Annotated in this window: 11 protein-coding genes; 1 reads left to right on the plus strand and 10 read right to left on the minus strand. The window is 57.4% G+C overall.

Annotation, left to right across the window (positions count from 1 at the left end):
* Positions 1-10 precede the first annotated feature (10 nt).
* The gene (locus tag E7738_RS10315) at positions 11-2161 is read right to left on the minus strand and encodes a lysine decarboxylase LdcC (RefSeq protein ID WP_059010415.1); all 2151 of its coding nucleotides are present in this window, start codon (positions 2159-2161) and stop codon (positions 11-13) included.
* 388 nt (positions 2162-2549) lie between these two features.
* On the opposite strand from E7738_RS10315, the gene E7738_RS10320 reads away from it, so the two are divergent.
* Positions 2550-3677 carry a DDE-type integrase/transposase/recombinase gene (locus tag E7738_RS10320; protein WP_394515596.1) on the plus strand — a complete coding sequence of 376 codons (1128 nt, stop codon included), beginning with the start codon at positions 2550-2552 and terminating at the stop codon, positions 3675-3677.
* A gap of 171 nt (positions 3678-3848) precedes the next feature.
* Here the strand turns inward: E7738_RS10320 and accA are convergent, their stop codons facing one another.
* The 9 genes from accA to bamA all read right to left on the minus strand — a co-directional run bounded on the left by accA (position 3849) and on the right by bamA (position 15599).
* A complete protein-coding gene (gene accA, locus E7738_RS10325; protein WP_021507476.1) occupies positions 3849-4808 on the minus strand; it encodes an acetyl-CoA carboxylase carboxyl transferase subunit alpha in 960 nt (319 codons plus the stop codon).
* Between the two features lie 12 nt (positions 4809-4820).
* The gene (gene dnaE / locus E7738_RS10330) at positions 4821-8303 is read right to left on the minus strand and encodes a DNA polymerase III subunit alpha (RefSeq protein ID WP_394515597.1); all 3483 of its coding nucleotides are present in this window, start codon (positions 8301-8303) and stop codon (positions 4821-4823) included.
* A 31-nt stretch (positions 8304-8334) separates the two neighbouring features.
* The gene (gene rnhB, locus E7738_RS10335; protein WP_058759533.1) at positions 8335-8961 is read right to left on the minus strand and encodes a ribonuclease HII; all 627 of its coding nucleotides are present in this window, start codon (positions 8959-8961) and stop codon (positions 8335-8337) included.
* Complete coding sequence (gene lpxB, locus E7738_RS10340; RefSeq protein ID WP_058759532.1) at positions 8954-10102, minus strand: lipid-A-disaccharide synthase; 1149 nt, start codon at positions 10100-10102, stop codon at positions 8954-8956. Before lpxB ends, rnhB begins: the two co-directional genes overlap by 8 nt.
* Before the next feature lie 3 nt (positions 10103-10105).
* Positions 10106-10894, minus strand: a complete 789-nt coding sequence (gene lpxA / locus E7738_RS10345; RefSeq protein ID WP_021507480.1) for an acyl-ACP--UDP-N-acetylglucosamine O-acyltransferase — start codon at positions 10892-10894, stop codon at positions 10106-10108.
* A 3-nt stretch (positions 10895-10897) separates the two neighbouring features.
* Positions 10898-11353, minus strand: a complete 456-nt coding sequence (gene fabZ, locus E7738_RS10350; protein WP_013507953.1) for a 3-hydroxyacyl-ACP dehydratase FabZ — start codon at positions 11351-11353, stop codon at positions 10898-10900.
* Between the two features lie 194 nt (positions 11354-11547).
* Positions 11548-12573 (minus strand): UDP-3-O-(3-hydroxymyristoyl)glucosamine N-acyltransferase, encoded by a 1026-nt coding sequence (gene lpxD / locus E7738_RS10355; RefSeq protein ID WP_394515598.1) that lies wholly within the window; start codon positions 12571-12573, stop codon positions 11548-11550.
* Positions 12574-12576: 3 nt separating this feature from the next.
* Entirely contained in the window at positions 12577-13074 is a 498-nt protein-coding gene (gene skp / locus E7738_RS10360; protein ID WP_021507482.1) for a molecular chaperone Skp, read from the minus strand.
* Positions 13075-13187: 113 nt separating this feature from the next.
* Positions 13188-15599, minus strand: coding sequence for an outer membrane protein assembly factor BamA (gene bamA, locus E7738_RS10365; RefSeq protein ID WP_021507483.1), 2412 nt, complete (start codon positions 15597-15599; stop codon positions 13188-13190).
* Positions 15600-15619: the final 20 nt, after the last annotated feature.

Consider the following 15619-nt stretch of genomic DNA (forward strand, 5'->3'; position numbering starts at 1 on the left):
TTATCTGAAGTTAGCGCACAGGTTCGTCGCGCAGCACGCGCACCAGATAGCGACCGTCGTCGGTGAGCGTGGCACCGTGAATATCCGTTTCAAAGCCGGGATAGTGCCGCCCGATGGTACAGAGCATCAGCAGGAAATCCAGCACCGCCCGGCTCTGTTCGGTAATCATCTCGCCCGGCATCACCAGCGGCACGCCTGGCGGATAAGGCAGGATCATGTTGGCTGAAATCCGCCCGACCAGCTCGCGAATGTCCACGGTTTCCACCTGCCCCTGCACCTGCCGCTGAAACGCCTGGTGCGGCGTCATCTTCATCTCCGGCAGAACGTCGAATGCCCGCAGCATCAGACGCGGCAGATCGTGCTGCAGGATCAACTGGTGGATGCCCTGCGCCAGCGTCTGGATGCGCATGTTACGGTAGAAGTCAGGATCTTCAGCATACAGATCCGGCAGCATGTTTTTTACCCGCAGGTTGAGATCGTAGGCGCGTTTGAACTCCGTCAGTCCGCGCAGCACGCTCATCGCTTTGGTTTTATCGATGCCAATGCTGAACAGGAACAGCAAATTGTACGGTCCGGTCTTTTCCACCACGATGCCACGCTGGTCGAGGAATTTCGCCACCAGCGCGGCCGGAATGCCCTCTTCCGCCATCTGGCCCAGTTCGCTCATGCCCGGCGTAAGTATGGTGACTTTGATGGGATCAAGGTACATATGATCGCGATCGGCGTGGGTAAAGCCGTGCCACGCCTCGTCGCCCGGCTGAATCGGCCAGCATTCGGCTTCATCCACCTGCTCCGGCTGCCAGATATCAAAGAACCAGCCGTCAGACTCTTCGCGCAGCCGCTGGATCTCGCGGCGAAAATGCAGCGCGCGCTCCACCGAGCGATTAATCAGCCGCCGGCCCGGATTACCGCGCAGCATCGCCGCCGCGGTCTCAATCGAAGAGACGATCGCGTAGCTCGGCGAGGTGGTGGTGTGCATCATGTAGGCTTCGTTGAAGGTGTCGTGATCGTAATCGCCCTTGATGTGAATCAGCGACGCCTGTGAGAACGCCGCCAGCAGTTTGTGGGTCGACTGGGTTTCATAGATCACTTTGCCTGGAATACGCTCGCCGCTCATGCCGCTTTTGCCGCTGTAGATAGGGTGAAAATTGGTGTACGGCACCCAGGCGGAATCGAAATGGATGGACGGCACGTCCAGCGTCTGTTTGATGTATTGCGTGTTATACAGCAGACCATCGTAGGTTGAGTTGGTGATCACCGCATGCACCGGCCAGCTGGCGCGCGGGGTCGCGTTAACTTTCTGCTGAATGCTGTCGCGGGTGAATTCGCGCTTAGGGATGCCACCCAGGATGCCCAGCGCGTTGCGCGTCGGTTTGAGCCAGATGGGGATGATGTCGCTCATCATCAGCAGATGGGTCAGCGATTTGTGGCAGTTGCGGTCAATCAGTACCGTGCTGCCGGCCGGTGCGGCGTACATTCCGACGATTTTATTTGAAGTCGACGTGCCGTTGGTAACCATATAGCTCTGTTCAGCGCCAAAGGTGCGCGCCACATACTCTTCTGCTTCAAGGTGCGGACCGGTGTGATCGAGCAGCGAGCCCAGTTCGGTGACCGAGATCGATACATCCGCTTTCAGCGTGTTAGCGCCGAAGAAATCATAGAACAGGCTGCCGACCGGGCTTTTCTGAAACGCCGTGCCGCCCATGTGGCCCGGCGTGCAGAAGGTGTATTTCCCCTCTTTGACGTAGGTGAACAGCGCTTTGGTCAGCGGCGGCATAATTTTGTCGATGTACTCATCGGTGTACTGCCGGATATGCAGCGCGATATCGTCAGCGGCGTTGAGCGCGTATTCGAAGAAGTGCAGCGCCATGCGCATTTCATTAATGCTGACATCCATCTGCGAATGGGTGTTGATGAAGGCATACAGCGGCAGTGATTCGTTAAGCTGATTGATGTCGCTGCACAGCGCCAGGCTGTAGTCGTCCCAGTCAAATATCACTCCGCAGACGCGCGGGTTGTGTTCGATCAGTTTCAGCAGGTCGCTGGCATTGTTGGGATAAACGGTCTGGAAACCCTGCAGCTTCAGCGCCGCGTCCAGTTCACGAATCGGTTCATCTTTGTAGAACGCGCCGTGCGGTCCCATGATCGCAATAATATTCAATGCTCACCTCCTGTGGTGTTGTGGCACGGAATAAGGATAGCGAAAAGTGGCGGGTGAATGTTCCGGAATAGCGCCGTTGTTGGCCTGATGTTTGTCAGCGAGGCATCTCAGGTCGCCATGAATGGCGCCCCTACAGGATTACTGCCCGGTTTTTCCCAGGGTGCGCATTGATGCGCACCGGTATAAATGGCGCACCTGCCGGGTAACTGCACGGTTTTATCAGGTCGCCATAAATGGTGCCCCTGCAGGATCATTGTCGGTATTTTGTAGGGTGCGCATTAAGGTACAAACCGGCCACATGGGTAACACTTTAGACCGGGCACATGGGTAACAGTTATAAACGGCATAGCAGAGGAGACTCACTATGCCCTGGACTGAGACTGTTACCATGCAACGCCTTGAATTCATCCTCGCCTGCCAGGCAGGCGGGGAATCCATGACGCAGCTGTGTCACCGCCACGGCATCAGCCGCAAAACCGGCTACAAGTGGCTCAGCCGCTTTAACCCCGGCGAGCTCTCCTCGCTTGAAAATCTCTCCCGCGCCCGCCATCTCCAGCCCGATAAAATCGCCCCCGACATCGCCGCGCGCCTTGTTCAGTTCCGCCAGCAGCACCCCGACTGGGGGCCAAAAAAAATCCGCCACTGGTTCCTCAGCAACGGCGCTGACTTCATCGTGCCCGCCGCCAGCACCATCGGCGACCTGCTGAAGGCGGCGGGAATGGTGCAGCCGCGGACGCCGCGTAAGCGAACGCCGGGCAACCTGCGCAGTCTCACGACACCCGTGAGGAATAACCACGTCTGGAGCGCTGATTTTAAAGGGCGCTTCCGCCTGAAAGACGGCAGCTGGTGCCGCCCCTTCACGCTCACCGATAACCACAGCCGCTACCTGCTGTCCTGCGAGCCGGGCACGTCGGAGACCACGGTGTTCGTGCGCGGCTGCATGGAAAAGGCCTTCCTGGAAGGCGGGCTGCCCGACGTTATCCGCACCGACAACGGCTCGCCCTTCGTTGCGCCGGGCATCCTCGCGCTGACGCAGCTGAGCGTGTGGCTGATAAAACTGGGGATACAGCCGGAAAGAACCGCACCGGGCTGTCCGGGGCAGAACGCCCGCCACGAGCGGATGCACCGGTCGCTGAAGGTCGCCATGAGCCATCACGACGTCTTTGGCTCGCTGCCAGAGCAGCAGGCGTGGTGCAGCGGATGGCGGAACGAGTTCAATCAGGAAAAGCCGCATGAGGCACACGGGCAGCAGCCGCCCGCAAAAATATGGACGCCTTCAGCGCGGAAATGGAACGGAAAAGTGCCGGAGGTGGGTTATCCGGAGGGGGCGAAGCTGTACAAAGTCGGTGAAAAAGGCGACCTGAGGCTGAACGGGCGGACCTTCCTGAGCGCAGCGTTACGGGGCGAGTACGTGCGGTTCCTGGAAGTGGACGACGGCATTGACGTCATCCTCTTCGACAGGCTCATCCTTGCGTATTATGACCGGGCAGAAAAGCGTATTATCCGGATCGACTGACCACAAAAAGTGTTACCTGTGTGCCCGGTCTGATCTGTTACCCATGTGCCCGGTCGTACCTTAATGCGCACCGCCATAAATGGCAACCCAGCGGAGAACTCAAGCCTGATCGCGGAAAACAGGCATAAAAAAAGCGGACCGGGGTCCGCTTCTGTGAAGACTTTTCGGCGCTTACGCGTAGCCGTAGCTCATCAGGCGCTGATAGCGGCGGTTAAGCAGCTCTTCCGTACTCAGCACATCGAGATCGGCCAGATCGGCCAGCAGCTGCTGCTTGAGCGCTGCCGCCATGTCCACCGGATGACGGTGCGCGCCGCCCAGCGGTTCCGGGATGATCGAATCGATCAGCTTCAGCTCTTTCAGACGCCCGGCGGTGATGCCCATCGCTTCTGCGGCGAGTGGCGCTTTGTCGGCGCTCTTCCACAGAATTGACGCACAGCCTTCCGGTGAGATCACCGAGTAGGTGCTGTACTGCAGCATATTCACTTTATCGCCAACGCCAATCGCCAGCGCGCCGCCGGAGCCGCCTTCGCCGATCACGGTACAGATCACCGGGATCTTCAAACCGGACATCTCGCGCAGGTTGCGGGCAATCGCTTCAGACTGACCGCGCTCTTCCGCGCCCACGCCCGGATAGGCACCCGGCGTGTCGATGAAGGTGATCAGTGGCATCTTAAAGCGCTCGGCCATCTCCATCAGACGCAGTGCTTTACGGTAGCCCTCGGGTGCTGGCATACCGAAGTTACGCCGGATTTTCTCTTTGGTTTCGCGGCCTTTCTGATGGCCAATGACCATCACCGGACGCCCATCCAGACGAGCGATGCCGCCGACAATGGCTTTATCATCGGCATAGGCGCGGTCACCGGCCAGCTCGTCAAAATCGTCAAACGCATTGCGGACATAGTCCAGCGTATAAGGACGCAGCGGATGGCGCGCCAGCTGCGCAACCTGCCATGCACCCAAATCGGAGAAGATTTTACGGGTCAGCTCGACGCTTTTCTCGCGCAGACGCTGCACTTCCTCATCCAGATTAATATCGTGTTTCTCATCCGAACGACCAATCGATTTCAGCGAGTCGATTTTCGCTTCCAGTTCAGCGATTGGCTGTTCAAAATCCAGGTAATTAAGACTCATAATGTTCCTGTTTTAGTCAAACTCCAGTTCCACCTGCTCCGACCCTACTAACGACCGCAAATCGTTGAGTAAACGATCGCTGGGCGAAATACGCCACGCTGCACCAAAGCGCAGCTTCGCCCGCGCATCTGCTCTCTGATAATAGAGATGCACCGGAATGGTCCCGGAGCGATGAGGCTCCAGAGACTGGCGGAGACGGTTTAAAAGCTGGTCATCAATTTGCCTGTCCGTCAGCGAGATAGCAAGTCCGCGCGCGTATTTTTCCCGCGCTTCGTCGATGTCCATGACTTCCCGGGCGGTCATTTTAAGCCCACCGCTAAAGTCATCAAAGCTGACCTGTCCACTGACGATCAGGATACGGTCCTTCTCCAGCAGCTGCTGGTATTTATCTAACGCATCGGTAAATAACATCACCTCAAGACGGCCAGAGCGGTCGTCAAGAGTACAGATACCAATTCGGTTGCCGCGCTTGGTGACCATGACGCGGGCGGCAATCACCAGCCCGGCCGCAACGGTCACTTTACCACGTTCTGTTGGATGCATGTCTTTCAGGCGCATGCCGCCAACGTAGCGCTCAATTTCTTTCAGATACTGATTGATCGGATGGCCGGTGAGATACAGACCGAGCGTCTCACGCTCGCCATCCAGCTGCACCTGTTCCGGCCACGGCGTAATGGCCGCATAAGATTGCTCAACCTGCTCGGGCTCTTCGGCCAGCACGCCGAACATATCCGCCTGTCCCGTCGCTTCGGCTTTGGCATGCTGATCCGCCGCCTTCAGGGCGTCCCCCAGCGCGCTCATCAGCGCCGCGCGGTGCGGGCCAAGACGATCGAACGCGCCGGACATGATCAGTTTTTCCATCACGCGACGGTTGATCTTTTTGGTGTCGGTGCGCGCGCAGAGATCAAACAGCTCTTTAAAGTAGCCGCCCTGATTACGCGCTTCGAGGATCGCTTCGATCGGCCCCTCACCCACGCCTTTGATGGCGCCGATGCCGTACACGATCTCTCCGTCATCGTTGACGTGGAACGGATAGAGCCCGGAGTTAATGTCTGGCGGCAGCACTTTCAGCCCCATGCGCCAGCACTCATCCACCAGTCCAACCACCTTCTCGGTGTTATCCATATCGGCGGTCATCACCGCCGCCATGAACTCGGCCGGATAGTGTGCTTTCAGCCACAGCGTCTGATAGGAGACCAGCGCATAAGCAGCAGAGTGCGACTTGTTAAAGCCGTAGCCTGCGAACTTCTCCACCAGATCGAAGATTTTCATCGACAGTTCGCCGTTGATGCCCATCTTCTCAGCACCATCCTGGAACACCGAACGCTGCTTGGCCATCTCCTCCGGCTTCTTTTTACCCATGGCACGACGCAGCATATCCGCGCCGCCCAGCGTATAGCCGGACAGCACCTGGGCAATCTGCATCACCTGTTCCTGATAGAGGATGATGCCGTAGGTCGGCTCCAGCACCGGCTTCAGGCTCTCATGCTGCCACTGAATATCCGGGTAAGAGATGGCTTCACGGCCGTGCTTACGGTCAATAAAGTTATCGACCATGCCCGACTGCAGCGGCCCCGGACGGAACAGCGCCACCAGTGCGATCATATCTTCGAAGCAGTCCGGCTTCAGGCGCTTGATCAGATCTTTCATGCCGCGCGATTCAAGCTGGAACACCGCGGTGGTTTCCGAGCGTTGCAGCATGTCGAAGCTTTTTTTGTCATCCAGCGGGATGGCGGCGATATCGATCGGCGGTAAACCCTGCTTTTCACGCCGCGGGTTGATCATCTTCAGCGCCCAGTCGATGATGGTCAGCGTGCGCAGGCCGAGGAAGTCAAACTTCACCAGTCCGGCGTATTCCACGTCGTTTTTATCGAACTGGGTGACCGGGAACTGGCCGTTCTCATCGCAGTACAGCGGCGCAAAATCGGTGATTTTGGTCGGTGCAATAACTACGCCACCGGCGTGCTTGCCGGCGTTACGCGTGACCCCTTCCAGCTTGCGCGCCATGTCGATCAGCGCTTTGACCTCTTCGTCAGCTTCGTAGATCTCCGGCAGCTGCGGTTCCGCCTGGAACGCTTTTTCCAGCGTCATGCCGGGATCCGGCGGGATCAGTTTCGAGATGCGATCAACAAAGCCGTACGGATGACCCAGCACCCGGCCGACGTCACGAATCACCGCTTTCGCCGCCATGGTACCAAAGGTGATAATCTGCGACACCGCATCGCGGCCGTACATCTCAGCCACGTGATCGATCACCTGGTCACGTTTTTCCATGCAGAAGTCGACGTCAAAGTCGGGCATCGAGACACGTTCCGGGTTAAGGAAACGTTCGAACAGCAGGTCAAACTCCAGCGGATCGAGATCGGTAATTTTCAGCGCATAGGCCACCAGTGAACCGGCACCGGAACCACGCCCCGGCCCGACCGGAATGCCGTTGTCCTTCGACCACTGGATAAACTCCATCACGATCAGGAAGTAGCCGGGGAAGCCCATCTGGTTAATGACGTTGAGCTCAATGTCGAGACGCTCGTCATACTCCGGCCGGCGTTCGGCACGCACCTGCTCATCCGGGAAGAGAAACGCCAGGCGCTCCTCCAGCCCTTCGCGCGACTTCATCACCAGGAAATCTTCGGTCGACATGTCGCCGGTCGGGAACTGCGGCAGGAAATATTCGCCGAGGCGCACCGTGACGTTACAACGCTTAGCAATCTCTACGCTGTTTTCCAGCGCTTCCGGGATGTCCGAGAACAGCTCGCACATCTCCTCTTCGCTGCGCATATATTGCTGAGGACTGTAGTTGCGCGGACGTTTAGGATCGTCCAGCGTGTAGCCGTCGTGAATCGCCACGCGGATTTCATGGGCATCAAAATCTTCTTCATTGAGGAAGCAGACTTCATTGGTGGCCACCACCGGCACCGATTCAGCAATCGCCAGCTCAACCGCGGCGTGCAGATAGGCCTCTTCATCTGGCCGGCCGGTGCGCGTCAGTTCCAGATAGTAGCGGTTAGGAAAATGCTGCTGATAGAAGCTCAGGCACTGCGCCACCAGCGCGTTATTGCCGCGCAGCAGGCTGCGACCGACGTCGCCGCGCCGTCCGCCCGACAGCAGAATCAACCCTTCGCCCAGCTCCAGTAGCCAGTCGCGATCGATAATCGGTCCGGCGATACCGTAACCGCGCTGGTAAGCGCGCGAAATCAGCAGCGTCAGATTCTGGTAACCGGTGTTATTAGCCGCCAGCACGGTGAGCTGCGTCAGCTCATCGCCCATTAACTCGCTGGCCACCTGGAAGTCAGCCCCGACGATCGGTTTGATACCGGCGCTATGCGCGCTGCCATAAAAGCGCACCAGCCCGCACAGGTTGGTGTAGTCGGTGATGGCAATGGCTGGCATGCCGAGCGCGGCCGCCTTTTTTACCAGCGGCCCGGTCTTGGCCAGACCATCGACCATGGAGTAATCGCTGTGTACGCGCAGATGTATAAAACGAGGTTCAGCCATATCAGTTTCCGGTTAAAACAGCGTCAGGCTATTAAAGCGTAGTCGGCTGGCGCGCGGCCAGCACATCAGCATCAATCAGGGCGTTACGCACCGGCGCAAAGCTGCGGCGGTGGTGAGGTGTGGCACCAAACTGCGTCAGTTTTTCCATGTGCAGCGCGGTCGGATAGCCTTTGTGCTGGGCGAAACCGTACTGCGGAAACAGCAGATCCAGCTCGGCCATTTCACGGTCGCGCGTGACTTTGGCGATGATCGAGGCGGCGCTGATTTCCCGCACCAGACTATCGCCCTTCACCACTGCCTGCGACGGCATCGGCAGCGCCGGACAGCGGTTGCCATCAATCAGGACAAAATCCGGTGCAATATGCAGACCGGCAACCGCGCGCTGCATCGCCAGCATGGTGGCGTGCAGGATGTTCAGCTGATCAATCTCTTCCGGTTCAGCGCGGCCCAGGCTCCACGCCAGCGCTTTCTCTTTGATTTCATCAAACAGCGCGAGGCGGCGCTTTTCAGACAGCTTTTTGGAATCCGCCAGGCCGGCAATCGGCCGCGCCGGATCGAGGATCACGGCGGCGGTCACCACGGCACCGACCAGCGGGCCACGTCCGACTTCATCAACGCCGGCAATCAGCCGGGCGTCAGGATAGATAAATTCAGCCATTGGCAATCTCCAGTACCGCATCCGCCGCCTGTTCGTCGGCGTTCCAGCGAATCTGCTGATGCAATTGGGTGAAAGTGGCCAGCAGCGCGTCACGCTCCGGACCGGCATGCAGCAGCGGCTCCAGCGCCGCGGCTAACGCTGCAGGCTGGCACTCCTCCTGCAGCAGCTCCTGCACCAGTTCACGGCCGGCCAGCAGGTTAGGCAGCGAAACGTACGGGGTTTTCACCAGCCGCTTCGCCAGCCAGAAGGTGAACGGCTTCATACGATAGCCCACCACCATCGGGCATTTCGCCAGCATGCACTCCAGCGCGGCAGTGCCGGAAGCCAGAATCGCCGCGTCGCTGGCGATCATCGCCTGGCGCCCTTTGCCATCCAGCAGGTGCATCGGCAATTCCGGCGCGACGCTGGCTTTGATCTGCTCGAATTGCGCGCGCCGCTTCGCGTTAACCAGCGGCACCACGATCTCCAGCGCCGGATAGCGCTGGCGCAGCAGCTGTGCAGCGCGCAGGAAATCGGCGCTGAGCATCTCCACTTCCGCGCCGCGGCTGCCCGGCAGCAGGCCAAGGCACAGCGCATCGTCAGCGATGCCTAATTCACGCCGCGCGGCCAGTTTGTCCGGCTGCAGCGGCATCGCATCGGCCATGGTGTGCCCGATAAAGCGGCACGGCACGTTGTAGCGATCGTAAAACGCTTTTTCAAAAGGCAGAAACGCCAGCACCAGATCGGTGTTGCGGCCAATTTTGAACACGCGCTTTTGTCGCCAGGCCCACACGGAGGGACTGACGTAATGAATGGTGCGAATGCCGGCACGCTTGAGGTTGCCTTCCAGCGTGATGTTGAAATCCGGGGCATCGATGCCGACGAAGACATCCGGCCGCAGCTCGGTAAAGCGCTGGGTTAAATCCTTGCGGATGTGCAGCAAACGGCGCAGGCGGCCAAGCACCTCAACGATGCCCATTACCGCCAGCTCTTCCATCTCGTACCAGGCTTCGCAGCCTTCGGCCTGCATCAGCGGACCGGCAACGCCAACGAAGCGCGCGTCAGGATGGCGCGCTTTCAGCGCACGAATCAATCCGGCACCAAGAATATCGCCGGAGGTTTCTCCGGCGACCAGGGCAATCGTTAAGGGACGCACTGACATGAATTAACGAATCAATCCACGGGTAGAACGGGCAAAGAAGTCGTAGAAAGGCTGCACTTCGCTATGAAGTTTGGCCAGTTCTTCAATCTCCGGCTTCACTTCATCCAGCGTTTTACCGCTGCGGTACAGCAGCTTGTACGCGTTACGAATGGCGTGCAGTGCTTCTTTGCTGAAGCCACGACGCTTCAGGCCTTCGATATTGACACCGAACGGCGTGGCATGGTTGCCCTGCGCAATCACGTACGGCGGCACGTCCTGCGCGACGCCGGAACAACCGCCTACCATCACGTGGGCACCAATGGTGCACCACTGGTGCACCGCCGTCACGCCGCCGATGATGGCAAAATCATCCACGGTAACGTGGCCGCCCAGCGTTACGTTGTTGGCCAGAATACAGCGATTGCCGATCACGCAGTCATGGGCAATGTGCGCATTGACCATCAGCAGGTTGTCGCTGCCGACTTTGGTCAGGCCGCCACCCTGCGTGGTGCCACGATGAATGGTGACGCTCTCGCGGATGCGGTTGCGATCGCCGACTTCAACGCGGGTCGGTTCACCGGCATATTTCAGATCCTGATTCACTTCGCCAATCGAAACGAACTGGTAGATCTGGTTATCTTTACCGATACGCGTGTGGCCATTCACCACCACGTGCGATTTCAGCACCGTGCCTTCGCCAATTTCCACGTTCGCTCCGACAACACAAAACGGACCGATTTGGACGTTGGCGCCGATCACCGCACCTTCTTCAATGATGGACGTTGGATGGATGCTGGCGGTTGAATCAATCACTAATTATGCCTCCCGGCTACGGGCACACATCATGGTCGCTTCACAGACAATCTTACCGTCTACGGTTGCCACGCCTTTGAAGCGCGTCAGGCCACGGCGGGTCTTCTCGAAGGTAACTTCCATGATCATCTGGTCGCCCGGCACTACCGGACGCTTGAAACGGGCTTCGTCGATACCGGCGAAATAGTACAGCTCGCCCGGTTCCAGTTTTCCAACGCTTTTAAACGCCAGAATACCGGTCGCCTGCGCCATCGCTTCCAGGATCAGAACGCCTGGGAAAATCGGTTTACCAGGGAAGTGTCCCTGGAAAAACGGTTCATTAACAGAAACGTTCTTTACCGCACGCAGATATTTATGCTCTTCAAATTCCAGCACGCGGTCAACCAGCAAAAACGGATAGCGGTGCGGCAGCAGTTCTAAAATCTCTTCAATTTTCAGAGTATGCGTTTCAGTTGTCAAAATACTCTTCCTGTCCTAAAAAATCTGATGGCAACAATAACACGGCCTGCACCGATCAAAATGATCTTTCGCAGGCCGCAAATCAGTTCAGTGGCGTTTCGCTTACCATGATACCTGCTGCCGCACTCTGGTTAACCCCGAGGTGAAAGAAGGTACGCTGCTTTATTATGAAAGCGGGTAGAGCCGGGATGTGCTCAGTCGTCTTTGCCGACCTTGCGTTCGATGGCTTTTAAGCGTTTGCTCATGTCATCGATGTTCATCACCAGCGCTGCCGTTTTACGCCAGGTTTTGTTGGGTTGCAGCGGGATACCCGATGAGTATACCCCAGGCTCTGTGATGGGACGCATGACCATGCCCATGCCGGTTACCGTCACTTTGTCACAGATTTCCATATGGCCGTTAATGACGCTGGCTCCGCCAATCATACAGTAACGCCCAATCTTCAGACTACCCGCCATGATCACACCACCGGCAACCGCGGTGTTATCACCAATCACGACGTTATGCGCAATCTGACACTGGTTGTCTATGATAACACCATTGCCGATCAGAGTGTTATCCAGCGCACCGCGATCGATCGTAGTACAGGCACCAATTTCTACCCGATCGCCAATCACCACGGTGCCCAGCTGAGGAATTTTCACCCAGTTGCCGCGGTCGTTAGCATAACCGAAACCATCGGCACCAATCACGGTGCCAGACTGAATCAGACAATCCTGACCAATCTGAATCTCATGATAAATCGTAACGTTGGCCCACAGACGGGAACCACGGCCAATGCGCGAGCGCTTGCCGACAAAGCAGCCGGCGCCAATCACCACGTCATCACCCAGCTCAACGCCGGACTCGATGACCGCGTTAGCGCCCACCGAGACATTGCTCCCCAGCTTCGCGCTCGGATCGATCACGGCGCTGGGCGCGATATTTTGCGCGGGCTGCGGCGTGGTGTCCAGCAGTTGTGCCATACGGGCATAAGTCAGGTAAGGGTTTTTCACCACCAGCGCGGCGGTTTTACACCACTCCAGATCCGCTTCCGTCAGCACCACGGCTGAGGCCTGAACCTGTGCGAGCTGCTCGCGGTAGCGGCTGTTGGCAAGAAAAGTGATTTGACCAGGGGTGGCGGATTGCATAGAAGCAATGCCGGAGATGGCGATATCGCCATCTCCGTGCAATTCTGCATCCAACTGCTGGGCTAAATCAGCCAGTCGAATTGATGACATCGATTATTTAACCTGTTTCAGCACGTCAGCAGTAATGTCTTTCGCGTTAGAAGCATAGGCAACGGCATTGGCGTCGATTACCACGTCATACCCTTCGCTGTCCGCCACTTTCTTCACTGCGTCCTGAATACGGCTCAGCAGTTTGTTACGCTCTTCCATCTGACGACGGCGGTTATCCTGATCGAAAGCCTGCGCTTTCGTCGAGAATGCTTCGCGCTGTGACATGATGTCTTTTTCCATGCGGCTGCGGTCGCTGGCCTTCATGGTTGAACCATCACGCTGCAGTTTCTGCATTTTAGTCTGCAGATCGCGCTCCTGGCTCTGCAGCTCAGTGGCACGGCCCTTGAATTCGTTTTCCAGCTGTTTAGCAACGGTCGCACGTTGCGGTAACTGTTGGAAAATGCTGGACACGTTTACCACTGCAATTTTGTCAGCAGCCTGAACGCCCGCGGAAACCGCTAAAGCAAGACCCAGACCTGCGGCACACAACAACTTTTTCACTATAAACTCCTTACCATCAACGTTTGTGTCAGCGACACAGTGTTGGCATCGTCCGGCTCCCGTCTGGCGCCGGCGCGATGCCGTACTACGACTCTGCTTCCGTGCTCAGAACCTTACCAGGTTTTACCGATGTTAAACTGGAACTGTTCTGCTTTGTCTCCCTCGACTTTCTTCACTGGCTGTGCGTAGGAGAACACCAGTGGTCCAAGTGGCGACATCCACTGCAGCGCAAGACCGGCAGAGACGCGAATGTTGTTCGGGTCGCTGTAGTCCGGAATGCCTGCCGCGCGGGTTTCCGCGGTGTTCTGCCACTTGGTATCCCAGACGGTACCGGCATCCATAAATACCGAGGTACGTACTGAGTTTGCATATTTCTCGCTCAGGAACGGCGTTGGCGTAATCAGCTCAAGGCTGGCGATCGCCATGGCGTTACCGCCCACCGCATCGTCAGACTTACAGATGCCGTCCGGATCGGTCAGATTACAGCTCGACGAGCGATCGTTCAGGTAAGCGGCTTTCGGACCAATGGTGTTGGACTGGAAGCCACGCACGGTGCTGGAACCACCGGCGTAGAAGTTCTCATAGAACGGCATCTCTTTGCCACCGAGTCCGTCACCGTAGCCAACGCGGCCACGACCCAGCACCACCCAGGTGCCATCACGGTTCAGCGGCACGTACTGCTGGGTGTCCAGCGTCGCTTTGTAGAACGAGTTATCAGAGCCCGGGATGGTCACTTTACCGTTCAGGTTGGTACGGTTACCGCGCGTCGGGAAGAAACCACGATCGAGCGTGTTGTACGTCCAGCCGTAGTTGAAGGTGAAGTCATCCGCAGAGAAATCACCGTCATCATTCAGCCCCTGATGACGACCCACCGAGTCAAGGTAACGCCACATCGCCACCTGCGGACGCATGTTGGACAGGTCGTTGTGCACATAACCTAAGCCGACGCGCAGCGTGTTATTTTCGTTAACCGGGAAGCCGAGCGTACCGTCCACACCGTAACTTTTGTTGGTGTAGTCGGAGAGATCAGCATCATCCGCTTTAAAGTCGTTGTAGAAGAGGCGGCCGCCGAGGCTCACACCGTCCACCGTGAAGTACGGATCGGTGAGTGAGAATTCTGCGTAAGTCTGGTAGTCGTTCTTGGTACCGCTGATGCCGACGGTATTACCGGTGCCGAGCCAGTTCTCCTGGGTCACGCCGACCTGGAAGCTGACGCCACTCTCCGTACCGTAACCCACACCAAAGTTGAAGGTACCGGTGTTACGCTCTTTAACTTTGTAAACCACGTCAACCTGGTCTGGCGAGCCCGGAACGCGCTGGGTATCAACGTCCACGGTTTCGAAGTAACCGGTACGGTTCAGGCGCTCTTTGCCCTGATCGACGAGGTCGCTGCCCAGCCATGCGCCTTCCATCTGACGCATTTCGCGGCGCAGTACGGCATCTTTCGAAGTATCGTTACCTTCAAAACGCACTTTACGCACGTAGTAACGGTTACCGGCATCAACGTTGATGTGCAGCTTAACGGTTTTATCCGCATCGTTGATTTCCGGCTGCGTCACCACGCGTGGATAGGCGTAGCCATAACGGCCCAGCAGCTTCTTGATGTCATCTTCCATCTGGGTGACTTTGGTGCCGTTATACAGCTCACCGTTAGGAATCTGCGTCAGGTGCTCAATTTCCGCCGAGTGGCCCGCCATGCTGCCGTTGACGATCACGCCGGCAATCTTGTACTGATCGCCTTCGGTGATGTTGACGGTGATGTAGATGCCTTTCTTGTCCGGCGTCAGGCTCACCTGCGTGGAATCAATATTGAAACGCGCATAACCGCGATCCAGATAGAAGCTGCGCAGGGTTTCGAGATCGCCCGCCAGTTTCTGCTTCTGGTATTTACGATCGCCCACCACGTTCCACCACGGCACTTCATCGCGCAGCTGGAAGCGGGAGATCAGTTCGTCTGAGCTGAACGCTTTGTTGCCGACAATGTTGATCTGCTGGATCTTGGCCGAGACGCCTTCCTGGAAGACGAATTTCAGATCGACACGGTTACGCGGCAGCGGCGTCGCGATGGCTTTGACGCTGGCGGTATATTTACCGACGCTGTAGTAAAAGTCCTCCAGCCCCTTCTCGATGGAAGAGAGCGTGGTGCGGTCAAGCGCTTCGCCGACGCGCACACCGGAGGCCTCAAGGTTCTCCTTCAGCTGATCCTCTTTCACCGCTTTGTTACCGGAGAAGGTGATGCTGGCAATGGTCGGACGTTCCTTAACCTGAACAATCAGGGTGGTGCCGTCACGCAGAACCTGGACATCTTCAAAGTTACCGGTAGCGAACAGTGAGCGAATGGTGTTTCTGATGTCATCATCATTCACCGTATCACCGACGCGTACCGGCATGCTGAGCAGAGCCGCGCCGACGGCGACTCGCTGTAGACCTTCGAAATGAATGTCCTTCACTACGAAATCGTCTGCACCGTAAACGGTGGCGCTGCTAAACAGCAGCGACGCTATGAGCAACTTTTTCATCGCCATCGTTGTTATGCGTTTTCCTA

Source organism: Pantoea sp. SGAir0430, from assembly GCF_043549295.1.